Raw genomic sequence first — 24,437 nt, 5'->3', positions numbered from 1 at the left:
GGGCGGACCACCCGGTAACCGTCCGATCTTGCCCAAAATGGCGACGCCCCTCATCGCCGAACCTCCGTGGGTCCGTTGAACTTGCGACTCCGCTGGCATGGCTGTCAGCGGAAGCGACGACCAGGCAGCTTCCCTTTGACGTCGAGGGCCTTTGGGTTCTCACCGACGCAGCGCACCTCGAGACCGTGTTCGTCCTGAAGAACCATGTCGGCTTGCCGCAGCGCCTCGCGATCAACATGATGCTCAGGGCGCGGCCCTGAGCCTTTCGCCAGCTTTTGCATCGAACAAAACCAGGCTGGCATCACGGGACGCGCCATTCAGGGATGCAAGGGGCAGGGGATGCAGGGGACGACTATTGTCCGACCAGGATTCCTGCCTCTTTTTTTTTTTAGGCGAACGCCCGCCGGACGGTCGATATGGGCTTCTTATCCGCGCTGGCATCACGGGACGCGCCATTCAGGGATGCAAGGGGCAGGGGATGCAGGGGACGACTATTGTCCGACCAGGATTCCTGCCTCTCGCGCGGCGGAGGCGAACGCCCGCCGGACGGTCGATATGGGCTTCTTATCCGCGCTGGCATCATGGCAAGCTTGCAGCGCCGCGCGATGCGCGGGTCCGCGTTTGCCTGGCCAATTCCGAAGCAGAAATGACGAGCATTCGTTGGCGTCGGTGATGACGGTCTGAGCGCCCTGGGTATCGATGCGGACAGTTACCGGCTGAGCGAATTTGGGATTTTGCATCGCCGTCCATAATGGATTGCCGCACAGATAGCGAGGCAATTCCACGTCTGGCCCGGAATTCGCGCCAACAACCGGCGTCGTCAGCCGTTTTCGGGCCATAATATTTATTCTCGGCCTTGCCTTGTTTCGAGCACCGTATCGGTTTATGCTGCAAATATCGATCTTGGCTGTCGAACTTTGTTTCTGGCGTGGATAACGCCTTCGGCGATCTTCCTCTCTCAAAATCGATCTGACCGTTTGTCGTGCAGTTTGTGCGGCAAGCACTTTTCTATGGATGATTGAAAGGAAATCGTCATGAATACTGGAACCGTGAAGTTCTTTAACTCGACCAAAGGCTTCGGCTTCATCGAGCTCGGCAATGGCCAACCGGACGTGTTCGTCCACATCTCGGCAGTCGAGCGCGCCGGTATGCGTTCACTCGTCGAGGGCCAGAAGCTCACCTTCGACGTCGTGAAGGATAACCGCAGCGGCAAGAGCGCGGCCGAGAACCTGCAGGCCGCATAATCTATTGCGCTGGCCTTTGACTACGGATGTACTGGCACTGGCCGCAGAGCGCAGAAGAGAGAGGTCGGGCAAGTCCCGGCCTTTTTTCTTGCCATAATCGGAGACCGCCGTGCGACACGCTGCAATACCGCAAGGAATGTTCAAACCCAAGCCAACCGCTATCGAAACGAAGCAGGATGCCACGACCAGGGCAGCCCGCCAGATCATCGACGGTGAGGCGGCCAAGCGGGAACAGAAGACCGAACGACTAAGATTGGCTAGGCTCGCCATGGAGGCGACAAACACCGATACGCCGCCCGAGCAGAAGCCGGCAACCAGACGCAAGCGCCGTTAGCCGGGTCGAGTAGGATCGCAACAAACGGGGGCGAAGGACTACTACGCATTTCCAATAGGACGGGCGACGGAAATACCTTTGCCTTTCCGGGCTGTCGAAACGCCATCGCGAGGTTCTACGATCTGGTTCAGGGAACCAGCCTGTTGCGAGGAGATGCCTCAAGCCTGCCATGCCGGGACCTGACAAGGCTACATCACGGCAGGCGGATGACGCCGACGGCTCGCGCCTAAGAGCGGCCGAAACGAAGCCCAGATGAGATCCGCTGACACGTCTGGGCGCTGGGGGAATATGAAACCCGGCAAAACCGGTAGATACGCAAATGAACAGCCAGAACTTCAGAGTGCCTTTGGTGATCTATGACCGTCGAACAGGCTTCAGCCTGATCTCTTCGGTTTCCCAGGCGGCCGACTTCCTGTTCGCCTATTGGGAAGAATACGACAGTCCGGAGTGGTCGGAGGCGCTAGATTGCTGCTCAAGCGTCAAGCGGGGCGCGGCCAGTCCCGAGCAGGTCAGCTCCGCTTTTGTCACCGCGGTGCAAGGTGCCGGAATGAGGATCGATCCCACACTCCGGCTGTATTGATTTCGGCTACATTCTTCAGCCATTCAGCCTGATGTCTTGCAGTGACGGAGCGCGGATGAACAACGTTATCACCCTCCACGACGAAAAGCGCTGGAAAGCTATCATTGAATATCGCACCGAGGATGGGCCAAGGAGCGTTGAGCATTATTTCGAAGAGATTTCGGAACTCCACCTCATCATCGAACACGGTCCCGATTGGAATTTTCTGGTCCGCTGCACGGTTACATTGAATCGTCCAGACGACGGTGCGGAGCAAAACAGCGTGGAGAAGGCGCGTCGACAGGAGCGAAGCTACTGACGCGCCGGCCCGACGGGCGACAGGACTCCAGCCCCTCCCGGGATCAGGATAAAGGATCACCATTGCGAGCGGCGCAGCAGATGTTGCTCGGCCACACTTCGCGATTTTCCCGACCGGCTCGCCGCTTAAAGCGCGTCGCCTTGAAACGAATTCAGGCGACGCGCTTCAGCTCTCTGTTTTGATGCATGTCGTTCTCCCAAAACCGCTACACACTTTTGGGCGACATGCATTAGATCAGGCGATTGCGTTTCGCGAGTTCAAGCGCTCGCCGCACGCTGCCATCGGTGTCTGCCACCTTGCGCCTTGCCGCTTCGTCCTTCCTGATCGTCAGTCGCGCCGACAAAGGCTTTGATGAATTGACGATCGGCTGCATTGCGACGGGTGCCGCATCCGGGGTTTTCATGAAACGCATCAGCATTGTCCTTTCCGATAAATGGCAGCTCGACGGCTGTTCGCTCGCTGGCCACCTGGGTACAGTCAGTTTGACAAAACCGTGCCGGCAGTGACGTCGGTACGGATCAGGATGCCCCGCCGCTCTTCGCGTGTCCTGGCAGTTCTGCCTGGCGACCAGCTCTTGCGCCAAGCGCGCTTCGATGCCGACTCGTAGGCTTTTGCTCCGACTCGACCGGTTGTCCGGTAAGACGTCGAAGACGGCCCAGCTGCCGTGCTCGTGTCCTTCTCGCCTGACGCCGAGCGAGGTGGTCTGGCCACCAGCTTGCGGCGCGTAGGATCACAATGGCGCCGCCGAATGTCCGGATGTCCTAGGTGATGCTTCCGGTCGTCGCCATTCTTGTAGGCTGCTTTGGCTGCGATGAACAGGTGCATGGAAGATAATCGGCGAAACAACAAAAAATACCGCGAAAAAATAACCGATGTCGAATTGGATTTACTTGGCTATTTCACGCTTCATGATCGGATTTTTATTTAACCAGGAAAAATAAAAAAGCCGCCGCGGCCTTGCTTTGAGCGCGATTGAGGCGCATATAAAGGTCGTTGATTTGGTTGAGTTTGGCTTTCGCCCCGTCGGAGCCGCGCCAATCCCTTTCCGAATTTTCGATAGCGAATGCGATGCGCCGATCCGGCGCGGCATCTCGCTCGTTCGAGCCCTGGAACGATGCAGGTCGCTGACCACGGATGTACTGGCAGCACCGCAAACCGTTCCAGCGGTTCGATTGAAACATGCGGAGACTGCGCAAGCACGTTTCCGAATAGGCCGGTCTCGTTAGGGCCGCGCCCGACGAGGACCAGAGACAATCATGACAACCCTGATGCAACGCAATGCACGCCCGATCCGGCACGGCGCCCCGCCGCGACTGTTCGGCGTCGGACAGGCGGTCCGGCTCAAGGGCGACTTCAGGACGCCAGCCACGATTGCGGACGTCTACCACGTGACCGCCACGCTGCCGCCGAGGGAAAATTCGCCGCAATACCGCATTCGCAGCGAGACCGAACCGCATGAGCGAGTGGTCACGGAAGACAGGCTGGAAGCAGTCGGCATCCTGGCGTCGGACGCGGACACCATGCTCATCGAAAAGACGTTCGGACATGGCCAAGGGACAGAAACGCTCCAGCCGCGGAACCGGGAAGCCGAAGCAGGCAAGGGTTCAGGCCCGGCCTGACACCCCGCTCGGCAGCCAGATCGAGGCCGCAGCCGTCAACGCCGAGCGCAAGGGTTGAAGGCACGATGCCGGGGCGCGGCGGACCAGATGAAGATCGTGATCGCATCGCATCCGCGCCGCCATGACGCTCGCATGGACTCTTCGGGCGCGAGAAAGCGCCGGTCTCCTACATTCCGCAATGGACGGATGCCATCGCGATCGCCGACGCCAAAGGGGTGCGACGACCTACGCCGGCATGATCGCCATCGCCGTGCAGGGAGGCACCAAGGAAAGGTCGATATCATGAATGCCAGCGACAGTAATTCGACCGAGAGCCCACGCAACGCCGAGGTACTTCGGATCTGGGCAGATCCGGCCTGCGACTTCACGGGCCATCAGGACTTCCGGGGTCATCAATATGGCCGCCGCGTGGAGGCCGACCGGTCCTGGACCGTCTATCACGTCTTCAGCGGCATTCCGGCGCATGTCGACGGCGCGATCATGGCCGGCCTCTCGCGCGCCGAGGCGACGAAACGCATGCTGGCCCTCAACCTTCGAAACAGCGAGCGCCAACGGCAATGGAGCGTCGCGCGGCCGTTCGCGCGCGAACATAGCGAAACGCCGGCGGATCGGCCATGACGCTCGCATTTCCAAACCCCACGCGCAGCTTCGATGAGACGCGCAATGCCGTCTGCTTCATTGCCCATGATGGCATGTTCAAGGTTCGCTTCTTTGTCGAGGCCGAGGCGCTGGCGAAATCCGGCCTGGCTTCGGCCGGCACGGTGTCCGAGGCACGATGTCTTTCAGCCTTCGATGCTTTGCGCGCCTCCATCGAGGATGTTGCCAGCAGGGCCTACGCCCGTGGCCGCCGCGACTCCTACACGCTGACCTCAGCCGATTTCCGCTAGGCCGCGCCGGCATGCTGATCCGCTACGGCTACGAGATCACCTTGACCTGCGGGCAGCCGACCGCACTGGTCTGCCTGCTTTCGATCCATGACGACCGCGCGACCCGCATCAGGGCGCCGGAGACCTTCTTCACCGCGCCCGGCATTCCAAACTCCACCTATCGCGATCTCTTCGGCAATCGCTGCAGGCGGTTGGTCGCGCCGGCGGGCGATCTGATGATGTGGGGCGACGCTACGATCGAAGACGACGGCAAGACCGATAGGAAGGTGCCGAGCGCTCGCGAGGTCGCAGTCCCAGATCTGCCGGACGAATGCCTGGTCTACCTTTTGGGCAGCCGCTATTGCGAAACAGACCGTCTCAGTCAGACCGCGTGGGACCTGTTCGGTGCCGTCGCGCCGGGCTGGGGCCGCGTACAGGCGATCTGCGACTTCGTCCATGGCCACATCCAGTTCGATTACATGCAGGCGCGCTCGACCAGGACTGCCTTCGAGGCCTACCACGAACGCATCGGCGTCTGCCGTGACTACGCCCATCTGGCGCTGACGCTGTGCCGCTGCCTCAACATCCCCGCCCGCTACGTCAATGGCCATCTCGGCGACATCGGCGTGCCGGTGGTCGACCCAATGGACTTCAGTGCCTGGATCGAAGTCTTCCTCGAGGGCGAATGGCACACCTTCGACCCGCGCAACAACACGCCGAGGATCGGCCGCATCGTCATCGCCCGCGGCCGCGACGCGGCTGACATCCCGCTCATCAACTCCTTCGGTCCGCATGTGCTGAAAGCGTTCCGGGTGTGGACCTACGAGGTGCCGGGAATCGTGCACTAAACAAGTTGGGAACTGCGCGCGGCGGCTGGCGGTGACGACGGGAAACCAACGCCAACACGCGCGAATTGGCCGGGTCGTCGAACGGCCGGATTGCCTGCCGCGGCCGGTCGGGGATTGCCGGGGGAGCCGGGCTCGCCTTTCGATCCGATCGCGCGTAGGGTGGACGATGGCTACAAAGAAATTCCGTGCCCCAGTGGTCGTCTACATTGCCGGCCCGAAGGGCTTCGCTCTCATCGAGTCCTTGGAACAGGCGTCCGATTTCCTGTTTGACCATTGGCCTGGAAACGACAGCCTGGCTTGGACCGACGCGATGAAGCGCTGCGCCGACGACGATGCGGTCGATGACGCGAGCGCCGCATTCCTAGCCGCGCTCAAGGATGCGGGGATCGGCTACGATCGCACGGTCGAGATCTACTGAGATCGGCGACGCAGGACTGTAGAGGCATGGAACCCGTGCGAACTGAACGAATGCAATGCATCAACCCTCGCTTCGCGGAAACGGCAATCCGCCTTAGCTCTTTGAATCGGCGCGATTCCTGGTCGAAAACCACTTCACCCTTTTCCTGGAATTGCGCTAGCGAAGCGTACCATCTTGCAACCGGAGAACTCGAATGGCGATGAAGCCGAACTATCGACATGAGCGCAGCCAACGAGACAGGGCCAAGGCGGCCAAGAAAGAAGCCAAGCTTGCAGCGAAAGCGGCAAAGGAGAAATCCGCATCCATAGGACAGGAAAAGGCGCCAGAGCCCGCTGCCGGCCAAAGCTGAGGCGGCGTGGAATGGCTTGTGGGTTGTAATGACAAAGCGCGAGACGGACGACTTCGAAATTGATGTCGAATGCCCCCGGTGCGGTCACCAGGCCAAGACGCGCGTTGGCTGGATTCGTACTCACACCCAGATGGAATGCTCGAACTGCGGCGACATCATCGATATCGAAAGCAAGAATTTCAGGTCCGTGAACGATGCCGGGCCGTCATAAACGAATTCCCGCTTGCTTGACGACTTCGATGAACCGTCGGTCCGCGATCGGGCCGGGCGTTCCCGACAGGTGCAACCGCCTACCGCCGGGCGACATGACAGAGTTCGACGTCGACCAGTCCGCGACACGGACACGCGACGGGACTGATACCGATGCTGTCTCGGCCGGACTGCGCACAAATTGACGCCTTCGAGCAAAGACCAGAGCCGCATGATTTCATGTCGAGTCGACCCGAAATCTGGATCCGGCTCTAAATCAAAGAGATAGAGCATGATGTCGCCCGAGAACCGCTTCACCGTTTTTGGCATCATGCTTTAGCCTTGAGGAATGCATGCGATGCCGTCTGAACTCCGCTCGCCGCGTCTCGCCGTCCTGATCGATGCCGACAACGCCTCGGCCAAGATCGCCGACGGCCTGTTCGAAGAGATCGCCAAGATCGGCGAGGCGAGCGTCCGTCGGATCTATGGCGATTTTTCCAGCTCACGCTCGAAGGCCTGGGCCGATGTGCTTTCAAGGCATGCGATCATACCGCAACAGCAGTTCGCCTATACGACAGGCAAGAACGCCTCGGATATCACTCTCGTCATCGACGCCATGGATCTTCTCCACAGCGGCCGCTTCGACGGCTTCTGCCTTGTGTCCTCGGACAGCGATTTCACCCGGCTGGCCGCCCGTATCCGCGAGCAAGGCATCGATGTCTTCGGCTTCGGGGAACAGAAGACACCTGAGAGCTTCCGGCAGGCATGCCGGCGATTTGTCTACACCGAGAACCTGCTGCCATCTGCTCCGGCGAACGAGCCCGAGGCTGCCCCGAGCGCGAAGTCGTTGCAGCCGCCGGCCGCGGCGGTTCCCATCATCGGGAGGGTCATCGCGCAGATGGAGAGCGAGGACGGTTGGGTCCCGCTGGGTGCGGTCGGCACCCAGCTTGCCAATCTGGCCTCTGACTTCGACCCGCGCACCTTCGGCTTCCGCAAGCTGAGCGATCTCGTCCGCAAGACCAACGCATTCGAGATCGATCATCCCGAGGGTGGGATGTTGCGCATCAGAATCAAACCGGAGGCGCCGCCAAAAAGCAGGCGAAGGAGATGACGCTCAACCTGCAGCTCTTCAGCGCAGAAATGGTCTGACCAAAGCGATCGTTCCGCTTGCAATTTCGCTGTTGAAAATCCTCCTGGCCGCGCCTTATTAAAATCTCGATGTTTACCATTGCGTCCGAGGAGAGCTGCGATGGATAACGTTCAGAGCGGCGGCACACGCCAGCCTGCGATTGAAGTGGTCGAAGCCTGCGGGGAATGGTTTGTCCGCGTGGTCGAGGATGGCCAGGAACTCACCAGATCGTTCGAGACTGAATCGTTTGCGTTAGCCTATGCGGAAGGTCAGCGAATAAGGCTAGGCCTGGATAAGGTGACGCGGCTCTAATCCGAAAAAACCGAGCTGCGGCGGACCAAGGCGCGTCGCGCTGAGACGGATTCAGGCGCCGTGCTTTTTATGTCTTTGTTTGATGCGTGTCATTCTCCCAAAATCGCTGCACATCTTTGGGCGACATGGCACCGTGCCGAGGATCGTCGACCAAAGCCTGGCGCCGGCCGGCGGCGCGGCCGAGTTGGCCAGCTCGATCACGCCGTCGGTATCGCCTCGTAAAGCACGGTGTTGCAGGCGCCAGGGCGAGCGGCTATCCGGTCCAAGATTCCTGACGAGAAGGCACGAGCAATGAACGTCGTTTCCACGTCCAGATCGCATGGCGGCGTCCAAGGCGTCTATTCGCATGCCTCCGCGGCCTGCGCCTGCGACATGACCTTTGCCGTCTTCGTGCCGCCCCAGGCCAAGGACGCGCCGCTCCCGGTTCTCTGGTACCTGTCGGGCCTCAGCTGTACGCATGCCAACGTCATGGACAAGGGCGAGTACCGGCGCCTGGCGTCCGAGCTGGGGCTCGTCATCGTGTGCCCCGACACCAGCCCGCGCGGCACCGACGTTCCGGACGAAAAGGACAATTGGCAGTTCGGTTGCGGTGCTGGTTTTTACCTCGACGCGATCGAGCAGCCCTATGCGAAGAACTACCGCATGTACTCCTACATCGCCGAGGAATTGCCGTCGCTGATCGCCGCTAACTTCCCAGTCGACATGTCACGCCAGGCCATCTTCGGCCATTCGATGGGCGGACATGGCGCGCTGACGATCGCGCTGAAGAACCCCAGTCGCTTCCGGAGCTGCTCGGCTTTCGCGCCGATCGTGCAGCCCAGCACGGCGGGCTGGTCGCGGCCGGCATTCGAGAAATATCTCGGAGGGGACGATAAGAGCTGGCGCGCTTACGACGCCACGCTGCTCATCGAGGACGGCTATCGCTTTGGCGAGGTGCTGGTCGACCAGGGCACCGCCGACGGGTTCCTGCGGGAGGGTCTGCGTCCGTGGCTGCTCGAAGAAGCCTGCAGGAAGGCAGGCATCGATCTCACGCTGCGTATGCAGGATGGCTACGACCATTCCTACAATTTCATCTCCACCTTCATGGACGACCATTTGAGGTGGCATGCGGCGCGGCTGGCATAGCGTGGCGTCAGACGCTCCAGCCCGGTCATCAGCTGGGGAGACCATCGCCAATCGCCAACGACGGGTTTCGACTTGGTTGGCGATCTCGCGCCGAATGAGCTCAGGCCGCGTACCGTGCCATCACGGGCTGCCTTGACCACTGCGCATACCAGGCGTCGAAGAGCTTGAGCTGCTGCTCGGCATAGCCGCGCTGACTGTCGCTCAGCGCATCCGTCTCGTTGAAGTGCAGCCTGTATTCGGGGTTACCCTTGAGCACCATCATGTGCTTGAAATAAAGTACCAGGTCTGGGCCTTCGTCGAAGGAGGACAGCACGGCGAGCGCGCCATCCAGCTCCTGCGCCAACCGGCGCGCTTCGGCATCGCCCTTCGCGGCCGCCCGGCTGAGACCCACCAGATGCAGCACTTCCTTGGGCAGCACGTTGCCGATGCCGGTGATGGCGCCGGAGGCACCGCAGTTGACGAAGCCGTGGAAGACGGCGGTGTCGACGCCGATCATCAGCGCAACCTCATCATCGCGGCTGGTGATGTTTTCCGCCGCATAGCGCAAATCCGCCGGGCCGCCGAATTCCTTGAAACCGACCAGGTTCGGATGTTCGGAGCGCAGCGCGAAGAAGAGATCGGCGCGCGTGGCAAAGCCATAATAAGGGCTGTTGTAGATGACCGCCGGGAGATCGGGGGCGGCCGCCAGAATCGCCTTGAAGTGATGGCGTTGCGCGGTGACCGACGGTCCACGCGACAAAACGCGCGGGATCACCATAAGACCCCGTGCGCCGACCTTCTGGGCATGGGCGGCGTGCGCGACGGCGCTGGCGGTGTTGACAGCGCCGGTTCCCACGATCACCGGGACGCCGGCCTTCACCAGGCGCTCCACGCCTTCCATGCGCTGCGCGTCGCTCAGCAGCGGCCAGTCGCCCATGGAGCCGCAATAGACGACAGCCGACATGCCGGACGCGATCAACTCGCGACCCTTGCGCACGAGCGCGTCGAAATCGGGAAGGCGGTCGTTGGTGCAAGGCGTCATCAGCGCCGGCATGCAGCCGGAAAAAACGTTGGCGGTCATTTCGGATTCTCCTTGAGGCTGGCGCGCAGATTGATCAGTTTGTCCCGCAAAGAACCGATTGCCAAGCGGATAGTCGCGGACGACAGGGAGAAACAATGCGTACGAGAACCAGCATTCGCGTCGTCGGTTGCCATGCCGAGGGCGAGGTCGGCGACGTCATCGTGGGCGGCGTGCTGCCGCCGGCGGGTCGCACGATGATGGAAAAGATGATCACGATGGAACGCGATCACGACCATATAAGGCGCATGCTGATCTGCGAGCCGCGCGGCAGCGTTGCCCGGCACGTCAATCTCCTGGTTCCGTCGACGCGCGAGGACTGCGTCGCGGGCGCCATCATCATGGAGCCGACGGAATACCCGCCGATGTCCGGCTCCAACACGATCTGCGTCGCCACGGTGCTGCTCGAGACCGGCATGGTGCCGATGAACGAGCCCGAGACGCGCTTCAAACTGGACATGCCGGGCGGTGTCGTCGAGGTGCGCGCTGAATGCCGCGACGGCAAATGCCTGTCGATCACACTTCGCAATGCCCCTGCATTCGCCGAACGCCTCGATGCCGACATCGAGGTGGAAGGGATCGGCGCGCTGAAGGTCGATATCGCCTATGGCGGCATGTTCTACGCGATCGTCGACGCCAAGGCGCTTGGCTTCTCGGTCGTTCCCGACGAGGCGCGCGACCTGGCGGTGATCGGTGAGAAGATTCGACGCGCCGCGCGCAAGCAGCTCGATGTCGTCCACCCGGAGTTCGACAATGTGCGCGGGGTGTCGATCGTGCAGTTCGCCATGCCGTTCGAGGGGCCGGGCAACGTCACGCGCAACACCTGCATCGTCTCGCCCGGACGCTCCGACCGCAGCCCGACGGGAACCGGCACGTCGGCGCGCATGGCCGTGCTGCAAGCCCGCGGCCTGATGCGCGTGGGCGAGGTTCTGATCCACGAATCCATCATCGGCTCCCGCTTCACCGGCAGGATCGTGGAACAGACCGAAATCGCCGGACGCAAGGCGATCGTTCCTGAGATCACCGGCCGCGCCTGGATCACCGGCGAGCACAATTACTATCTCGATCCGACGGACCCTTATCCGCAAGGCTATGTGCTGTCGGACACCTGGGGCACCTCGACCTCGGTCACGCAATAGCGAGATCCGCGATGGGTGTCCGAGTGGACCTTGCGGGGAGGCGCGTGCTCTGATTCCCTAGGGTTGGTGGGGATCGCCTGATTCGTGTGCTCGTTGCTCCGGTTCCGCATGGTCGCGCGGTGGAGCAGCGCGGTGCTTTCGGTAGAAAGATGAAAAAATGACCGTCAAGCCGGAAATCCTGGAGATGAGGCCCAAGATCACCGTTGTCGGGGTCGGGGGCGCAGGCGGAAACGCCGTCAACAACATGATCGCCGAGGGCTTGCAGGGCGTCGAATTCGTCGTCGCCAATACTGACGCCCAGGCGCTCACGATGTCGAAGTCGTCGCGGCTGATCCAGTTGGGCGCGCATGTGACCGAGGGCCTGGGCGCCGGATCCTTGCCCCAGGTCGGAAGCGCCGCCGCCGAGGAATCGATCGACGAGATCATGGACCATCTGGCGGGAACGCATATGTGTTTCATCACCGCCGGCATGGGGGGCGGCACGGGGACCGGCGCCGCGCCCGTGATCGCGCGGGCCGCGCGCGACGCCGGCATCTTGACGGTGGCCGTCGTCACCAAGCCTTTCGTCTTCGAGGGCAAGCGCAGGACCCAGGCCGCCGAGGAAGGCATAGAACGCCTTCGCGAGAGCGCCGACACCGTGATCGTCATCCCGAACCAGAACCTCTTCAGGGTTGCCGACGCCAGGACCACTTTCGCCGACGCCTTCGCCATGGCGGACCGCGTTCTCTACGCCGGCGTCGGCTGCATCACGGATCTCATCGTCAAGGAAGGCCTGATCAATCTCGATTTCGCCGACGTGAAGTCGGTGATGCGGGACATGGGCCGGGCGATGATGGGAACCGGCGAGGCCTCCGGAGAGGGACGCGCAAGGATCGCGGCCGAAGCGGCGATCGCCAATCCGCTGCTCGACGAGGCATCGATGTCGGGCGCCAGGGGGCTGCTGGTGTCGATCTGCGGCGGCCTGGACATGACGCTGTTCGAGGTCGATGAAGCCGCGACACGGATACGCGAAGAAGTCGACGCCGATGCCGACATCATCGTCGGCGCCATCTTCGACCAGGCGCTGGCTGGAAAGTTCCGTGTGTCCGTCGTTGCGACGGGTCTGCGCAAGAGCGCGGACATCGCGCAGTTCGAGCAGAGAATCGCCTGAAGCCACCGCGATCTCGCGGCTGCGCTTGTCCGCGACGGCACCGCGCAATCGGAAATCCGGACCGCCAGATGCCGCTGGCCAGCGCGCCGCGGCAGGGCTTGCGCGCCTCTTCCTCCCGGCGTTCATGGCTGCGGCACCCGGCGCGTCGGTCCGTATTGGGCTGATTGGTCGTCAAATTCGACGGAAGTCGATTTGAGTTCCGGCGGGGAGGAGTAGAGATTAGCAGATCACGCTTACCCGGGAGGCTTGTCGTGTTCTTCGCCGGCAACTGTCTCGACCATGCCGATGACGGGGAGGGCTCAAATGAAAAGCTTCGTCTACAACGGACAGCCGGCACGCGTCGTCTTCGGATCCGGCACAATCGCGCGGCTGTCGGAGGAGATCGAGCGGCTCGGGCTGAAACGCGTGCTCGTGCTTGCAACCCCGCCGCGGGAGACCGATGCCCGGCGTCTTGCCGGATCGCTCGGCGGCACGGCGGCCGGCGTCTATGCCAAGGCGACGATGCACACGCCCGTCTCCGTGACCGAGGATGCGCTCCAGGTCGTGGCGGACCTCCAGGCCGACGGGCTGGTCGCTGTCGGCGGCGGATCCACGACGGGCCTCGCCAAAGCGATCGCATTGCGCACCGACCTGCCGCAGATCGTGATGCCGACGACCTATGCCGGCTCGGAAATGACGCCGATCCTCGGCGAGACGAAGGATGGCGTGAAAGTCACCCAATCGAGCCCGAAGGTGCTGCCGGAAGTGGTCATCTACGACGTCGATCTGACGATGACGCTTCCTGCTTCATTGTCCGGAACCAGCGGCATGAACGCCATCGCCCACGCCGTCGAGGCGCTCTACGCCAGGGAAGGCAACCCGTTGATAGACCTCATGGCGGCGGAGGCCATCGGTGCGCTGGTGAGTGCCTTGCCGGTGATCGCGCAGAGCCCGCATGACCGAGATGCGCGCTCCAAGGCGCTTTATGGCGCGTGGCTCTGCGGCATCTGCCTCGGCTCGGTCGGCATGGCGCTGCATCACAAGCTTTGCCACACCCTCGGCGGCAGTTTCAACCTGCCGCACGCGGAGACCCATACGATCGTGCTGCCGCATGCGCTGGCCTATAACGCCCCCGCCGTTCCGGCCGTCATCGAGACCTTGCGGGCCGTGTTGAAGGCGGACGATCCCGCGATGGCGCTTTATGATCTGGCGGGCCGGGTAGGCGCCAGGCGCGCCTTGTCGCAGATAGGCATGCCGCCCGACGGGATCGACATCGCGACGGACCGTGCGCTGGCCAATCCCTACTGGAATCCGCGGCCGCTGGAGCGGGAACCGATCCGGGCCCTCATCGCGCGCGCCTATGCCGGCGACCCGCCGCGGGCCTGAGCCCGCGAATTTCTCAGGAGGAGCTATCGCCATGACAGGCACCGCAGACGCTGCCCGACCGACATATCCCTATTTCGAGGAAGAGACCTCGGTCGACGTGGTCAACGCGCGCATGGGCGCGGATGTCGACCCGCGCCTGCGGGAAGTCATGAGCGTGTTGGTGAAACACCTGCATGCGGCCATCAAGGAGATCGAGCCGGCGCATGAGGAGTGGCTGCAAGGCATCAAGTTCCTCACCGATGTCGGCAAGATGTGCTCCGACTGGCGGCAGGAGTTCATCCTTCTTTCCGACACGCTCGGCGTCTCGATGCTCGTCGACGCCATCAATCACCGGCGCCCGAACGGCGCCACCGAAAACACCATCCTCGGCCCGTTCTATGTGCCCGAGGCTCCGCGCTACGAGCACGGCGCGAATATCTGCCTTGACGGCAAGGGCGAGCCGATGGTGGTGCGCGGGCGTGTGCTCGACACGGAAGGCAAGCCGATCGCCGGCGCGCTGATCGACGTCTGGCAGACCAATGACGACGGCTTCTACGATGTCCAGCAGAAGGACGTTCAGCCCGACTGGAACCTGCGCGGCGTCTTCACCACGAGTGAGACGGGCGCGTACTGGTACCGTTCGGTCAAGCCGCGCTACTATCCGATCCCCGACGACGGACCCGTCGGAAAGATGCTCGCGGCTCTGGGGCGGCATCCGAACCGCGCGGCCCATGTGCACTACATCGTCAGCGCCCCGGGTTACGATCCGGTCATCACCCACATCTTCGCGCCCGATTGCCGCTACCTCGCCGAGGACGCCGTGTTCGGCGTGAAGGATTCGCTGATCGCCGAATTCAAGAAAGTCACCGATCGGGAAATGGCGCGCGAGCTTGATTTGGAAGCTCCGTTCTGGTCCGTCGAGTGGGACTTCGTCCTGGCCCCAAAAGCCGGGGGAACTTGACTCTGATCCGCATCGACCTGCGGGAACTGGCTCATGGCGGTTCGAGCACGGTTTAATCGGTCTGGATCCAGACTGCCTTCGTCTCCAGATATTCGTGCAGATGCTCGATGCCGCCTTCGCGACCGTAGCCGGACATCTTCATGCCGCCGAACGGCACGGCCGGATCGATGGCGTGGTACATGTTGACCCAGACCGAGCCGGCCTTGACCCGGCGGGCAAGCTTGTGCGCGGTGCCGAGATTGGTGGTGAAGATACCGGCCGCCAGACCGTAAGGCGTTGCATTGGCCCGAGCGACGGCCTCATCCAGCGTGTCGAAAGGCATCGCCGAGATGACCGGCCCGAAAATTTCTTCCCGCGCGATGGTCATCTTGTCCGACACGGCGCCAAAGACCGTCGGCGCAATGAAGTTGCCGCCGTCATAGAGGTCGCCCGTCAGCCTTGAACCGCCGGCAATGAGTACGGCGCCCTCGTCGCTGCCCGCCTTGATGTAGCCTTCCACCTTGCCGGCCTGCCTGGCGTTGATCAGCGGCCCGATCTCGGTCTCCGCCTCGATGCCGTGGCCGACGCGCAGCTTGCCGGCGAACTCGGCGACCCGGCGAACGAACTCGTCATGGATCTCGCGCGCCACGAACAGCCGCGAGCCGGCAATGCAGATCTGGCCCGAATGCACGAACACCGCCATCGCCGCGACCGGCACCGCCTTGTCGATATCGGCGTCGCGACAGACAATGATCGGCGACTTGCCGCCGAGCTCCAGCGAGACGCGCTTGAGATTGACGACGCCGGCGCGGGCGATCGCCTGGCCGGTCAGCGTCGAGCCGGTGAAGACGATCTTGTTGACGTCCGGATGTTCGGCAAGCCGCGCGCCGGCCTCGGCGCCGGTTCCGGTAACGATGTTGACGACGCCGTCGGGCACGCCGGCCTCCTGCATCAGCCGCGCGATCAGCAGCGGCGTCAGCGATGCATCCTCCGACGGCTTCAGCACGATGGTGCAGCCGGTGGCGAGGGCCGGGGCGATCTTCCAAACCGACGCGGCGGTCGGCGCATTCCAGGGTATGATCGCGCCGACGACGCCGACCGGCTCGCGCCGCGTGAAGGTGACGACCTCGCCGGGGATCGAATTGTCTATCGCCTCGCCATGCAGCGCCGTCGCCATGCCGCCATAGAAGCGCAACATGCCGATGACGCGGCGCCGGTTGGCCAGCGTGCGCGTGATCGGCAGCCCCATGTCCAGCGTGTCGGAGACGCTGAGCTCTTCCCAATGCTTCTCGAACAGGTCGGCGATCCTGAGCAGCACGCACTGCCGCTCGTAAGGCGAGAATTTCGACCAGGGGCCTTCGAAGGCCGCGCGCGCGGCCGCCACTGCCGCGTCGATATCGGCGGCCGAACCGCGCGGCACCGTCGCCAGCACCTCGCCCGTCGCCGGGTTCAGCGCCTGCATCTCTTCACCGGATTGCGCCGCGACCCACTTGCCGCCGATGAACATCGGCCGGAATTCGCCGTGGTAGAGGGCCGCGGCCTTCGCCGTCGGGTCGAAGCTCAGCGTCATCGTCTCCTCCTCGCAATTGCGACGGGACTATTACTCCTCCGCGCGGGCGACCTCAAACAGGGAAAGCTGAACGGGAATTCAGATAATAGGACCCGCGCAACCCGCGCGTCTCGCCCGACGTCCATCAGCCTGCGCCCAGCATGCTCGCCACGTGGTCGGCGATCGCCAGGCTGGAGGTCAGGCCTGGACTTTCGATGCCGAACAGGTTGACCAGGCCGTCGACGCCGTGCGTTGCGGCATCCTGGATCACGAAATCGCTGTTGGCATCGCCCGGGCCGGACAGCTTCGGCCGAATGCCGCTATAGGCCGCCTGCAGGCTGCCGTCTGCCAGACCGGGCCAGTATTTGCGGATTTCAGCGTAGAAGCGCTCGCCGCGCGCCGGATCAACGCGATAGTCGAGGGCGTCCGTCCATTCGACGTCCGGTCCGAAACGGGCAGTGCCGGCAAGGTCGAGGGTAAGATGGACGCCAAGCCCGCCGGGCTCGGGCACGGGATAGACCAGGTGCGAAAAGGGCGCGCGCCCGGCAACCGAGAAATAATTGCCCTTGGCGTAGCGAAGCGTCGGCAGGAACTGGCGGCCAAACCCTTCGAGCGAGCCGGCCAATGCGACAGCGCCGAGGCCTGCCGCGTTGATGAGGCGCGATGCCGCGATTTCGAACTCAACGCCGCTTGCCGAGTCTGTCGTCTGCAGCACGATCCGGCCGGCCTCTATGCGGCCAGAGACGATGCGGGTGTTGAGCGAGAGCATTGCGCCGCTCTGTTCGGCATCGCCCAGCAAGGCAAGCATCAGCGCGTGGCTGTCGACGATGCCGGTCGAGGCCGAGAGCAGCGCCGCGGTGCAATGCAGCGCCGGCTCCAACGCCTGCGCCTCCATGGCGGAGAGGAAGCGCAGGCCGTCGACACCGCAGGCCGCGGCGTTGGCGTGAATGGTCGCCAGCACCGGCCGCTGCGTCCCGTCGGTCGCGACGATCAGCTTGCCGCAGCGGCGGTGCGGGATCGAACGGTCGGCGCAGTAGCGGTAGAGCATGTCGCGCCCCGCGACACACAGCCGGGCCTTCATCGAGCCTTGCGGGTAATAGATGCCGGCATGGATGACTTCGGAATTGCGCGAGCTGGTCTCGGTGCCGATGGAGTCGGCGGCTTCGAGGATCAGCGTTTCGAGGCCCCGCGCGGCCAGTCCGCGCGCAATCGCCAGACCGACAACGCCGGCGCCCGCGATGATGCAATCGACTTGTTCCATGCTCAATCCGGCTGTTGCACATCATTGGCCGCGACGGCCCGAGGTTTGTTGGCGCTATCGATCTCGACGTTGCGGCTCTTGCGGTCAGCCTGCCCGATGGGGCATCAACCGCGACAATGCAAGGCGGAATACCGGGACTTCTCAACGAGGGAGCGGTCCTTTTTCCGTCTTGGACGCCCGCAGACAGGAGCCTCCACGATGGACGCCAGACCGAATTCCCCTGAAGCCCGCGACATTCGCTATCACATGCATGGCTACACCAACGCCCGCAAGCATCAGGAAACCGGCCCGCTGGTCATCGAAAAGGGCGATGGCGTCTATGTCGAGGACGTCGCCGGCAATCGCTACATCGAGGCGATGGCGGGTTTGTGGAGCGTTGCCGTCGGCTTCTCGGAAAAGCGCCTTGTCGAAGCAGCGACAAGACAGATGTCGAAGCTGCCCTACTATCACGACTTCGGCTCCAAGGCGCATTCGCCGCTGATCGACCTGGCCGAGAAGCTGGTGCAGATGGCGCCGGTGCCGATGAGCAAGGCCTATTTCACCAATTCTGGCTCCGAGGCCAACGACACGGCGATCAAGATGATCTGGTATCGGTCGAACGCGCTCGGGGAGCCGGCGCGCAAGAAGATCATCAGCCGCAAGCGCGGCTATCACGGCGTCACCATCGCCTCGGCCAGCCTGACCGGCCTGCCCAACAATCATCTCTCCTTCGACCTGCCAATCGCCAATATACTGCACACGTCGACGCCGCATCACTGGCGCGATGCCCCGCCCGGCGAGAGCGAAGAGCAGTTCGCCTCCCGGCTCGCCGACGATCTGGAAAAGCTTATCGTTGCCGAGGGGCCTGAAACGATCGCGGCCTTCATCGGCGAGCCGGTGATGGGCGCCGGTGGCGTCGTCGTTCCGCCCGCCGGCTATTGGGAAAAGATCCAGGCCGTGCTGTCGAAATACGGCATCCTGCTGGTGGCCGACGAGGTGATTTGCGGTTTTGGCAGGACCGGCGAGATGTTCGGCTCGCAGACCTTCGGCATGAAGCCCGACATCATGGTGCTGTCGAAGCAGATTTCCTCCTCCTACCTGCCGATCTCGGCGCTGTTGATCAACGATCGCGTGTTCGAGCCGATCGCCGACGAAAGCGACCGCATCGGCACCTTCGGGCACGGCTTCACCGGCGGCGGCCATCCGGTCGCAGCGGCCGTCGCGCTGGAGAACATAAAGCTGATCGAGGAGCGCGACCTTGTCGGCAATGCGCGCAAGGTCGGCGCGCATCTGCAGGCAAGGCTGCGCCGGCTCGCCTCGCATCCGCTGGTCGGTGAAGTGCGCGGCGTCGGCCTGATCGCGGCGGTCGAACTTGTCGCCGACAAGGCAAGCAAGGCGCCTTGGGGCAAGCCGTCAGCGCTCGGCGCGCTGGTCAACGGCTTCCTGCAGCAGAACGGAGTCATCTCGCGCAATATGGGCGATGCGATTGCCTTCTGCCCGCCGCTGATCATCACCGAGGCCCAGATCGACACGCTGGTCGATGCGTTCGAGTGCTCGCTCGACACAGCCTTGCCGCAGGTTCACCCGCGGGGCTGAAAAGGGTTCCGTCAATCGTAGGCTCCTCGGCCCGACTAATCTGGGCATTCACCTTCTGGTGACCGCAAGAATTTCCAGCGGAACATTTGTGTTTTCTCGCTGTTGAATTGCAGCAGCAGCGCGGAAAGGAGCTTCTGCATGGACAATCCGCGATCCACGGCAAGCATAGCCGGCCATCCCATCCATCCCATGCTCGTCACGATCCCGATCGCCTGCTTCGTCGGGACCTTGCTTACCGATATCGTCTACTGGCGGACCGCCGAAATGACGTGGGCTAATTTCTCCGCCTGGCTCGTCACCGTCGGCGTCATCGTGGGCATTCTGGCCGCCATTGCGGGGCTTACCGACTTTCTAGGGGGTCGCAAGATTCGCGAGCAGCCGACTGCATGGCTGCACATGGCAGGCAACCTCGTCGCGCTCGTTCTGTCGTTCTTCAACATGCTCGTCCACACGCGCGATGCCTGGACTTCCGTGGTGCCGACCGGGCTGATCCTCTCTGCGCTGGTGGTGATCATCCTGATCTTCACGGGTTGGCTCGGCTGGGGGCTGGTCTATCGCCATCAAGTAGGAGTGGCCGATGAGACGACGTGATAGCGCAATCAGGTCGACGATCGCGGCGCTTTGCTGCGCAATGGCATTGGGTGTTGCCGGCTGCAGCGACGACAACACGGACCCGAACGCGCAAATCGGTCCAAATCCAAAACTGCCGGAGATAAATCAGTATCTGTTCCCGCCCATGCATCTGGCCCCGGTGGTCGGCTGGAAGAACGACGAAAAGCCGACCGTCGCGCAAGGCTTGCAGATCGAGCCACTGGCCAAGGGGCTTCAGCATCCGCGCTCGCTCTACGTGCTGCCGAACGGCGACATCCTGGTGGTGGAATCGAAGGCGCCGACCGAGGCATTGGTCAAGCGGCCCAAGGACATCGTGATGGGCTTGGTGGAAGGCTGGGTCACCTCGGGCGGCGACACCGGGCCGAGCAATCGCATCACGCTGCTGCGCGACACCAATGGCGACGGCAAGCTGGACTATCAGGGAGTGTTCCTCGACCACCTCAACTCGCCCTTCGGCGTGGCGCTGGTCGGCAACGACCTTTACGTCGCCAATACGGACGCGATCGTGCGATACCCATACCAGCCGGGCGACACCAAGATCACCGCACCCGGCAAGGTGCTGACGGAACTGCCGGGCGGTCCGATCGATCACCACTGGACGAAGAGCCTGGTTGCGAGCCCCGATGGCTCGTTGCTCTATGTCGGCGTCGGCTCGAACAGCAACATCACCGAGAACGGCATCCAGGCCGAGAAGGACCGCGCCGCGATCTGGGAGGTCGACCGCGCCACCGGCCGCTGGCGTATTTTCGCCAGCGGACTGCGCAATCCCAACGGACTGTCGTTCGAACCCGAGAGCAAGGCGCTTTGGACCGTGGTCAACGAACGCGACGAGCTTGGACCGAACCTGGTGCCGGACTACATGACCTCGGTGAAGGACGGCGCCTTCTATGGCTGGCCCTACAGCTATTATGGCCAGCATGTCGATCCGCGCGTCATGCCGCAACGGCCCGACATGGTGGCCAAGGCCATCCCGCCGGACTATGCGCTGAGTTCGCATGTCGCGCCGCTCGGACTTGCCTTCTATACCGCAAGCAGCCTGCCGCAATCCTATCGCGGCGGCGCCTTCGTCGGCGAGCATGGCAGTTGGGACCGCTCGCGCTTCAACGGCTACAAGGTGGTCTTCGTGCCGTTCAGCGGCGGGCATCCGAACGGCATGGCACAGGACGTCGTCACCGGGTTCCTCAACGACAAGGGCGAGGCGAGGGGCCGCCCGGTAGGCGTTGCCGTCGACAGGTCCGGCGCGCTGCTGATTGCCGATGACGTCGGAAACACGGTGTGGCGCGTTACAGCCGCGGCACCCGGATCCACGTGAGGTTCAATCCCCTGACATCGAGCGGGCCATGTCGAGGAAGGCGCGCACCAGCTTGCCGCCGCTGCGTTCGCGCAGGCAGATCAGCGCTTCTTCCATCAGTCGCAACGTCGCGAATCTAGGACGCCCGTGTCAGTTTGCCGTAGCGTTTGATCAGGCGGTCGCGCTTCAGGCGCGATAGCCTGTGCGTCCAGAAGAGCCCGTCGAGCTGATCGATCTCATGCTGGTGGCAGACCGCCAGCAGACCCGCCGCGTCCTCGAACTGCTCCTTGCCCTCGAGATCCTGATAGCGAACCCGCACGCGGGCGTGGCGCTCGACGTCTTCCGTCACGCCAGGCATCGAAACGCTGCCTTCCGGATGGCGGATCGTTTCGGTGGAGGTCTCGACAATCGACGGATTCACATAGATCGCCGGCTTTGCGGCAGAAGGCACCTGGATCACGACAAGGCGTTTCAAGATGCCGATATGCGGGGCGGTTATGCCGATGCCGGGCGCCGCGTGCATGGTGTCGATGAGATCGCCGGCCAGGTTGCGCAGATCGCTGTCGAAAAGCTCTACGGGATCCGCGACTGTGCGCAGCAGGGGATCGGGGAACTTTATGATCGGCCGGACCGCCATGTGTCAGGTGACCGGCTTCTGCAGCACGTCGAATTGCGGGTTGGTTTCCGAAAAGATCGGCAGCGCGGCCGCGCCGAGAACGGACGTGTCTTTGCCAGCGGCGCCGACCACGACGCGCGGCGTGGCACGGGCGCTGGTCGAGCTCACCGAGAGATGGAGCGGTTCCAGCCGGCTGGCCAAAGCCTCGATCACCGGCAGCGGCATGAAGCCGCCGAGCACGACGGTTTCGGGGTCGAGCGCCATTTCCAGGATGTCGATTGCCTGCCGCAATGGCTCGACCGCCTCGGCGAGCCAGGCCTTGAAGCGGCTGTCGCCCTTTGCCAGCAGGTCCTCCAGCAGCTCGGGAGAAGCGTGGTCGGGATCCGGCAGATCGAGCCTGTCATATGCCGCGCGCAGCGAGACGTAGCGCTCCAGGCAGCCGCGCTTGCCGCAGTCGCAGGGCAGGCCGCCCGGCCGGACGATGATGTGGCCGATCTCGCCGGCATTGTGGCGGCTGCCCTTGTAGAGATGACCGTCGAGGAAGAGCCCAGCGCCGAGACCCGTTCCGATGAAGAGATAGACGAAGCTGTCGAGCTTGCGGGCAACGCCATAAAGCCGCTCGCCTATCGCCGCCGCGGTGGCGTCGTTCTCGACGGTCACGGCAATGCCGGTCAACCGTTCCAGTTCTTCCGCCACTGGAAAGTCCTGCCAGCCGGGGAGGGCGGTCGGGCCGACCGAGGTCATGCCCTCGACGCCGAAAGGCCCCGGCATCGCCATGCCAATGCCGAGCAGCTTTCTCCGGTCGAGGCGGGACGTCGCGATCAGGTCGCTTGAGATCGCGGCCAGCAACGGCATGGCCTCCGCGGGCCCGGGCCGGTCCACATGCCTTTCGATGCGGGCGCGCATCGTGCCGGAGAGGTCGGTGACGACGCCGACCGCGAGCTGGTGGTCGAGCTGCAGGCCGATCGAATAGCCGCCGTCGGGATTGATGGAATAAGGGACGGCGGGCTGGCCGCGAGCGCCTTTCAGCGTCGCTTCCGGCCGCAGCACGCCGGCCTGCTCCAACTCCTCGACGATGTTGGAGATTGTCTGAGACGACAGCGCCGTCAGCCTCGCGATGACCGCCCGCGACAACGCTCCGTTGGTGCGGATCGTCTCGATCACCACACGCCGGTTATGCGATTTCGCCTGCTCGAGATTTGTGCCGGAGATGGCTTTCTTGACAATCATGCGGTAGTCACCAGTCGCGGCAAGTGTATGATACTACTTTAGAAAATCAAGTTGATTTAGTTATGTGGCGCCAAGGCTGGCCTGCGAGAAAGGCTTTCGCCCGCCATCACCGCCGCGGCACCTTGATGATGGCGCCGTCCGTCGTGCTTTTGCCGGTCGCGACCATCCTGGCGCGGCGGGCCGCAGGGCATCGGCCTAGCCGCGACGAATTGGGCAGGAACGATCTCGCGGCTGACGCATTTTGCTTCGCGTCAACAGCCGAGGGACTCGATGCGCATTGCCCATGTCGCGCCGCTTTATGAATCGGTGCCGCCGAAACTTTATGGCGGCACCGAGCGGATCGTCTTTTACATCACCGAGGCGCTCGTGGAACACGGGCACGATGTGACGTTGTTCGCGAGCGGCGACAGCGAGACATCGGCGCGGCTGGTGCCCGGTCGCGACCAGGCGATACGCCTCGACCCGCGTCCGAAGAAATCGGAGATCGCCGCGCATCTGGCGATGCTTGCCGAAGTGCGCGAGCGCGCCGGCGAGTTCGACGTTATCCATTTTCATCTCAGCCACTTCCTGCATTTTCCTTTCTTCGAGCAAATCGCGGGGCGCACGGTGACGACGCCGCACGGCCGGCTGGACTATGTCGATCTGGCGCCGGCCTACAAACGCTTTCCGCGTTTCCCGATGATCTCGATATCGCACAGCCAGAAGCGCGGCTTGCCCGACGCCAACTGGCTCGCCACGATCCATCACGGACTGCCGCTCGATGCCTACCGGCCGACCTATGAGCCGCCGGCGGAAGAGCCGTATCTCGCCTTCCTGGGTCGCCTGTCGCGCGACAAACGGCCGGACCTTGCGATCGATATCGCGCGCCGCTGCGGCTTGAGGTTGAAGCTGGCGGCCAAGATCGGCGACGACGACCGCGCTTATTTTCACGATAATATCGAGGCGCTCATCGATGGCGACCGCGTCGACTACGTCGGCGAGATCACGGAAGACGAGAAGGAGGCGTTTCTCGGCAATGCTGCGGGCCTGCTGTTTCCAATCGATTGGCCCGAGCCGTTCGGCCTTGTCGCGATCGAGGCCATGGCCTGCGGCACACCGGTGATCGCCTGGAACAACGGCGCCTTGCCGGAGATCGTCGACAACGGCGTCACTGGCTTCGTAGTGGATAATGTCGACGATGCCGTCGCGTCGATGCCGGCCCTTCTCAAGGTCGATCGTCGGCAGGTAAGGGCAGTCTTCGAGAAAAGGTTCTCGGCCGCAAGAATGGCGCGCGACTACCTCGCTGCCTATATGCGGCTGACCGGCATAGCGCAGGCCAAGGCCTCTTGACCTTGACGGCCCAGGGTGGGGCAAACGAAGAGG

At 63.1% G+C, this 24,437-nt stretch carries 30 protein-coding genes and 1 pseudogene; 22 read left to right on the top strand and 9 right to left on the bottom strand.

Translation table 11 applies throughout. The features are described 5' to 3' along the window. Positions 1–104: 104 nt before the first annotated feature. Both F3H96_RS30440 and F3H96_RS08665 read right to left on the bottom strand, forming a co-directional pair. Entirely contained in the window at positions 105–281 is a 177-nt protein-coding gene (locus F3H96_RS30440) for a hypothetical protein (RefSeq protein WP_188131329.1), read from the bottom strand. Between the two features lie 210 nt (positions 282–491). After that, positions 492–839 (bottom strand): DUF982 domain-containing protein, encoded by a 348-nt coding sequence (locus tag F3H96_RS08665; protein WP_244619940.1) that lies wholly within the window; start codon positions 837–839, stop codon positions 492–494. A gap of 195 nt (positions 840–1,034) precedes the next feature. On the opposite strand from F3H96_RS08665, the gene F3H96_RS08660 reads away from it, so the two are divergent. From F3H96_RS08660 to F3H96_RS30435, 5 genes are all read left to right on the top strand, one after another. Then, complete coding sequence (locus F3H96_RS08660) at positions 1,035–1,244, top strand: cold-shock protein (protein ID WP_149791521.1); 210 nt, start codon at positions 1,035–1,037, stop codon at positions 1,242–1,244. A gap of 109 nt (positions 1,245–1,353) precedes the next feature. Then, complete coding sequence (locus F3H96_RS08655) at positions 1,354–1,578, top strand: hypothetical protein (protein WP_244619939.1); 225 nt, start codon at positions 1,354–1,356, stop codon at positions 1,576–1,578. 319 nt (positions 1,579–1,897) lie between these two features. After that, a complete protein-coding gene (locus F3H96_RS08650; protein ID WP_149791520.1) occupies positions 1,898–2,158 on the top strand; it encodes a DUF982 domain-containing protein in 261 nt (86 codons plus the stop codon). A gap of 55 nt (positions 2,159–2,213) precedes the next feature. Next, complete coding sequence (locus F3H96_RS08645; RefSeq protein WP_149791519.1) at positions 2,214–2,456, top strand: hypothetical protein; 243 nt, start codon at positions 2,214–2,216, stop codon at positions 2,454–2,456. A gap of 284 nt (positions 2,457–2,740) precedes the next feature. Beyond that, a complete protein-coding gene (locus tag F3H96_RS30435) occupies positions 2,741–2,962 on the top strand; it encodes a hypothetical protein (protein ID WP_188131328.1) in 222 nt (73 codons plus the stop codon). A gap of 414 nt (positions 2,963–3,376) precedes the next feature. Here F3H96_RS30435 and F3H96_RS08635 read toward each other — a convergent pair whose 3' ends face one another. Next, positions 3,377–3,637, bottom strand: a complete 261-nt coding sequence (locus F3H96_RS08635; protein WP_149791517.1) for a hypothetical protein — start codon at positions 3,635–3,637, stop codon at positions 3,377–3,379. A 75-nt stretch (positions 3,638–3,712) separates the two neighbouring features. On the opposite strand from F3H96_RS08635, the gene F3H96_RS08630 reads away from it, so the two are divergent. From F3H96_RS08630 to fghA, 9 genes are all read left to right on the top strand, one after another. After that, positions 3,713–4,075 (top strand): hypothetical protein, encoded by a 363-nt coding sequence (locus tag F3H96_RS08630; protein WP_149791516.1) that lies wholly within the window; start codon positions 3,713–3,715, stop codon positions 4,073–4,075. Between the two features lie 282 nt (positions 4,076–4,357). After that, positions 4,358–4,693 (top strand): hypothetical protein, encoded by a 336-nt coding sequence (locus tag F3H96_RS08625; protein WP_188131327.1) that lies wholly within the window; start codon positions 4,358–4,360, stop codon positions 4,691–4,693. Further along, positions 4,690–4,962, top strand: a complete 273-nt coding sequence (locus F3H96_RS08620) for a DUF1488 domain-containing protein (RefSeq protein ID WP_149791515.1) — start codon at positions 4,690–4,692, stop codon at positions 4,960–4,962. Before F3H96_RS08625 ends, F3H96_RS08620 begins: the two co-directional genes overlap by 4 nt. Positions 4,963–4,973: 11 nt before the next feature. Continuing rightward, positions 4,974–5,789: a transglutaminase family protein gene (locus F3H96_RS08615; RefSeq protein ID WP_149791514.1), complete on the top strand. Its 816-nt coding sequence runs from the start codon at positions 4,974–4,976 to the stop codon at positions 5,787–5,789. Positions 5,790–5,955: 166 nt separating this feature from the next. Then, entirely contained in the window at positions 5,956–6,207 is a 252-nt protein-coding gene (locus F3H96_RS08610; protein ID WP_149791513.1) for a DUF982 domain-containing protein, read from the top strand. Positions 6,208–6,400: 193 nt separating this feature from the next. Continuing rightward, positions 6,401–6,556: a hypothetical protein gene (locus F3H96_RS30430; RefSeq protein ID WP_188131326.1), complete on the top strand. Its 156-nt coding sequence runs from the start codon at positions 6,401–6,403 to the stop codon at positions 6,554–6,556. Between the two features lie 547 nt (positions 6,557–7,103). After that, complete coding sequence (locus F3H96_RS08600; protein WP_149791511.1) at positions 7,104–7,856, top strand: NYN domain-containing protein; 753 nt, start codon at positions 7,104–7,106, stop codon at positions 7,854–7,856. 138 nt (positions 7,857–7,994) lie between these two features. Continuing rightward, complete coding sequence (locus F3H96_RS08595) at positions 7,995–8,186, top strand: hypothetical protein (protein WP_149791510.1); 192 nt, start codon at positions 7,995–7,997, stop codon at positions 8,184–8,186. 291 nt (positions 8,187–8,477) lie between these two features. Then, complete coding sequence (fghA, locus tag F3H96_RS08590) at positions 8,478–9,311, top strand: S-formylglutathione hydrolase (RefSeq protein WP_149791509.1); 834 nt, start codon at positions 8,478–8,480, stop codon at positions 9,309–9,311. Between the two features lie 100 nt (positions 9,312–9,411). Here the strand turns inward: fghA and F3H96_RS08585 are convergent, their stop codons facing one another. Further along, entirely contained in the window at positions 9,412–10,371 is a 960-nt protein-coding gene (locus F3H96_RS08585; protein ID WP_149791508.1) for a dihydrodipicolinate synthase family protein, read from the bottom strand. A gap of 95 nt (positions 10,372–10,466) precedes the next feature. On the opposite strand from F3H96_RS08585, the gene F3H96_RS08580 reads away from it, so the two are divergent. The 4 genes from F3H96_RS08580 to F3H96_RS08565 all read left to right on the top strand — a co-directional run bounded on the left by F3H96_RS08580 (position 10,467) and on the right by F3H96_RS08565 (position 14,962). Then, positions 10,467–11,507: a proline racemase family protein gene (locus tag F3H96_RS08580; RefSeq protein ID WP_149791507.1), complete on the top strand. Its 1,041-nt coding sequence runs from the start codon at positions 10,467–10,469 to the stop codon at positions 11,505–11,507. 157 nt (positions 11,508–11,664) lie between these two features. Next, positions 11,665–12,657, top strand: a complete 993-nt coding sequence (ftsZ, locus tag F3H96_RS08575) for a cell division protein FtsZ (protein ID WP_149791506.1) — start codon at positions 11,665–11,667, stop codon at positions 12,655–12,657. Between the two features lie 303 nt (positions 12,658–12,960). Next, complete coding sequence (locus F3H96_RS08570; protein WP_149791505.1) at positions 12,961–14,022, top strand: maleylacetate reductase; 1,062 nt, start codon at positions 12,961–12,963, stop codon at positions 14,020–14,022. Between the two features lie 31 nt (positions 14,023–14,053). Further along, a complete protein-coding gene (locus tag F3H96_RS08565; protein WP_149791504.1) occupies positions 14,054–14,962 on the top strand; it encodes an intradiol ring-cleavage dioxygenase in 909 nt (302 codons plus the stop codon). 52 nt (positions 14,963–15,014) lie between these two features. Here the strand turns inward: F3H96_RS08565 and F3H96_RS08560 are convergent, their stop codons facing one another. Continuing rightward, the gene (locus tag F3H96_RS08560; protein WP_149791503.1) at positions 15,015–16,511 is read right to left on the bottom strand and encodes an aldehyde dehydrogenase family protein; all 1,497 of its coding nucleotides are present in this window, start codon (positions 16,509–16,511) and stop codon (positions 15,015–15,017) included. A gap of 124 nt (positions 16,512–16,635) precedes the next feature. Beyond that, positions 16,636–17,751 (bottom strand): NAD(P)/FAD-dependent oxidoreductase, encoded by a 1,116-nt coding sequence (locus F3H96_RS08555; RefSeq protein WP_149791502.1) that lies wholly within the window; start codon positions 17,749–17,751, stop codon positions 16,636–16,638. A gap of 198 nt (positions 17,752–17,949) precedes the next feature. Between F3H96_RS08555 and F3H96_RS08550 the strand changes: the two genes are divergently transcribed. The 3 genes from F3H96_RS08550 to F3H96_RS08540 all read left to right on the top strand — a co-directional run bounded on the left by F3H96_RS08550 (position 17,950) and on the right by F3H96_RS08540 (position 21,250). Then, positions 17,950–19,326 carry an aspartate aminotransferase family protein gene (locus F3H96_RS08550; protein WP_149791501.1) on the top strand — a complete coding sequence of 459 codons (1,377 nt, stop codon included), beginning with the start codon at positions 17,950–17,952 and terminating at the stop codon, positions 19,324–19,326. A gap of 138 nt (positions 19,327–19,464) precedes the next feature. Next, positions 19,465–19,917 (top strand): DUF2231 domain-containing protein, encoded by a 453-nt coding sequence (locus tag F3H96_RS08545; RefSeq protein ID WP_149791500.1) that lies wholly within the window; start codon positions 19,465–19,467, stop codon positions 19,915–19,917. Continuing rightward, positions 19,904–21,250, top strand: coding sequence for a sorbosone dehydrogenase family protein (locus tag F3H96_RS08540; RefSeq protein ID WP_149791499.1), 1,347 nt, complete (start codon positions 19,904–19,906; stop codon positions 21,248–21,250). Before F3H96_RS08545 ends, F3H96_RS08540 begins: the two co-directional genes overlap by 14 nt. 3 nt (positions 21,251–21,253) lie before the next feature. On the opposite strand, the pseudogene F3H96_RS30880 reads toward F3H96_RS08540, so the two are convergent. The 3 genes and pseudogenes from F3H96_RS30880 to F3H96_RS08525 all read right to left on the bottom strand — a co-directional run. Continuing rightward, positions 21,254–21,349 (bottom strand): annotated as a pseudogene (locus F3H96_RS30880) (LysR family transcriptional regulator); the annotation flags it as partial. Between the two features lie 16 nt (positions 21,350–21,365). Continuing rightward, positions 21,366–21,866 carry a peptide deformylase gene (locus F3H96_RS08530; protein ID WP_149791498.1) on the bottom strand — a complete coding sequence of 167 codons (501 nt, stop codon included), beginning with the start codon at positions 21,864–21,866 and terminating at the stop codon, positions 21,366–21,368. A gap of 3 nt (positions 21,867–21,869) precedes the next feature. Further along, on the bottom strand, positions 21,870–23,075 hold the full coding sequence (locus F3H96_RS08525) for an ROK family transcriptional regulator (protein WP_149791497.1): 1,206 nt from the start codon (positions 23,073–23,075) through the stop codon (positions 21,870–21,872). A 270-nt stretch (positions 23,076–23,345) separates the two neighbouring features. Between F3H96_RS08525 and F3H96_RS08520 the strand changes: the two genes are divergently transcribed. Next, the gene (locus F3H96_RS08520; protein ID WP_149791496.1) at positions 23,346–24,404 is read left to right on the top strand and encodes a glycosyltransferase family 4 protein; all 1,059 of its coding nucleotides are present in this window, start codon (positions 23,346–23,348) and stop codon (positions 24,402–24,404) included. Positions 24,405–24,437 lie beyond the last annotated feature (33 nt).

This window comes from Mesorhizobium sp. NFR06, assembly GCF_900115245.1.
Classification (GTDB): Bacteria; Pseudomonadota; Alphaproteobacteria; order Rhizobiales; family Rhizobiaceae; genus Mesorhizobium.
The sequence above is the reverse complement of the archived record's forward strand: the minus strand, read 5'-3'. Positions and strand labels throughout refer to the sequence as shown.

What these genes read in the sequence shown, in the direction of transcription:
- F3H96_RS30440 (WP_188131329.1), bottom strand. Translation starts at nt 281, where the DNA reads ATGCAAAAGCTGGCGAAAGGCTCAGGGCCGCGCCCTGAGCATCATGTT.
- F3H96_RS08665 (WP_244619940.1), bottom strand. Translation starts at nt 839, where the DNA reads ATGGCCCGAAAACGGCTGACGACGCCGGTTGTTGGCGCGAATTCCGGG.
- F3H96_RS08660 (WP_149791521.1), top strand. Translation starts at nt 1,035, where the DNA reads ATGAATACTGGAACCGTGAAGTTCTTTAACTCGACCAAAGGCTTCGGC.
- F3H96_RS08650 (WP_149791520.1), top strand. Translation starts at nt 1,898, where the DNA reads ATGAACAGCCAGAACTTCAGAGTGCCTTTGGTGATCTATGACCGTCGA.
- F3H96_RS08645 (WP_149791519.1), top strand. Translation starts at nt 2,214, where the DNA reads ATGAACAACGTTATCACCCTCCACGACGAAAAGCGCTGGAAAGCTATC.
- F3H96_RS08635 (WP_149791517.1), bottom strand. Translation starts at nt 3,637, where the DNA reads ATGTTTCAATCGAACCGCTGGAACGGTTTGCGGTGCTGCCAGTACATC.
- F3H96_RS08630 (WP_149791516.1), top strand. Translation starts at nt 3,713, where the DNA reads ATGACAACCCTGATGCAACGCAATGCACGCCCGATCCGGCACGGCGCC.
- F3H96_RS08625 (WP_188131327.1), top strand. Translation starts at nt 4,358, where the DNA reads ATGAATGCCAGCGACAGTAATTCGACCGAGAGCCCACGCAACGCCGAG.
- F3H96_RS08620 (WP_149791515.1), top strand. Translation starts at nt 4,690, where the DNA reads ATGACGCTCGCATTTCCAAACCCCACGCGCAGCTTCGATGAGACGCGC.
- F3H96_RS08615 (WP_149791514.1), top strand. Translation starts at nt 4,974, where the DNA reads ATGCTGATCCGCTACGGCTACGAGATCACCTTGACCTGCGGGCAGCCG.
- F3H96_RS08610 (WP_149791513.1), top strand. Translation starts at nt 5,956, where the DNA reads ATGGCTACAAAGAAATTCCGTGCCCCAGTGGTCGTCTACATTGCCGGC.
- F3H96_RS30430 (WP_188131326.1), top strand. Translation starts at nt 6,401, where the DNA reads ATGGCGATGAAGCCGAACTATCGACATGAGCGCAGCCAACGAGACAGG.
- F3H96_RS08600 (WP_149791511.1), top strand. Translation starts at nt 7,104, where the DNA reads ATGCCGTCTGAACTCCGCTCGCCGCGTCTCGCCGTCCTGATCGATGCC.
- F3H96_RS08595 (WP_149791510.1), top strand. Translation starts at nt 7,995, where the DNA reads ATGGATAACGTTCAGAGCGGCGGCACACGCCAGCCTGCGATTGAAGTG.
- fghA (WP_149791509.1), top strand. Translation starts at nt 8,478, where the DNA reads ATGAACGTCGTTTCCACGTCCAGATCGCATGGCGGCGTCCAAGGCGTC.
- F3H96_RS08585 (WP_149791508.1), bottom strand. Translation starts at nt 10,371, where the DNA reads ATGACCGCCAACGTTTTTTCCGGCTGCATGCCGGCGCTGATGACGCCT.
- F3H96_RS08580 (WP_149791507.1), top strand. Translation starts at nt 10,467, where the DNA reads ATGCGTACGAGAACCAGCATTCGCGTCGTCGGTTGCCATGCCGAGGGC.
- ftsZ (WP_149791506.1), top strand. Translation starts at nt 11,665, where the DNA reads ATGACCGTCAAGCCGGAAATCCTGGAGATGAGGCCCAAGATCACCGTT.
- F3H96_RS08570 (WP_149791505.1), top strand. Translation starts at nt 12,961, where the DNA reads ATGAAAAGCTTCGTCTACAACGGACAGCCGGCACGCGTCGTCTTCGGA.
- F3H96_RS08565 (WP_149791504.1), top strand. Translation starts at nt 14,054, where the DNA reads ATGACAGGCACCGCAGACGCTGCCCGACCGACATATCCCTATTTCGAG.
- F3H96_RS08560 (WP_149791503.1), bottom strand. Translation starts at nt 16,511, where the DNA reads ATGACGCTGAGCTTCGACCCGACGGCGAAGGCCGCGGCCCTCTACCAC.
- F3H96_RS08555 (WP_149791502.1), bottom strand. Translation starts at nt 17,751, where the DNA reads ATGGAACAAGTCGATTGCATCATCGCGGGCGCCGGCGTTGTCGGTCTG.
- F3H96_RS08550 (WP_149791501.1), top strand. Translation starts at nt 17,950, where the DNA reads ATGGACGCCAGACCGAATTCCCCTGAAGCCCGCGACATTCGCTATCAC.
- F3H96_RS08545 (WP_149791500.1), top strand. Translation starts at nt 19,465, where the DNA reads ATGGACAATCCGCGATCCACGGCAAGCATAGCCGGCCATCCCATCCAT.
- F3H96_RS08540 (WP_149791499.1), top strand. Translation starts at nt 19,904, where the DNA reads ATGAGACGACGTGATAGCGCAATCAGGTCGACGATCGCGGCGCTTTGC.
- F3H96_RS08530 (WP_149791498.1), bottom strand. Translation starts at nt 21,866, where the DNA reads ATGGCGGTCCGGCCGATCATAAAGTTCCCCGATCCCCTGCTGCGCACA.
- F3H96_RS08525 (WP_149791497.1), bottom strand. Translation starts at nt 23,075, where the DNA reads ATGATTGTCAAGAAAGCCATCTCCGGCACAAATCTCGAGCAGGCGAAA.
- F3H96_RS08520 (WP_149791496.1), top strand. Translation starts at nt 23,346, where the DNA reads ATGCGCATTGCCCATGTCGCGCCGCTTTATGAATCGGTGCCGCCGAAA.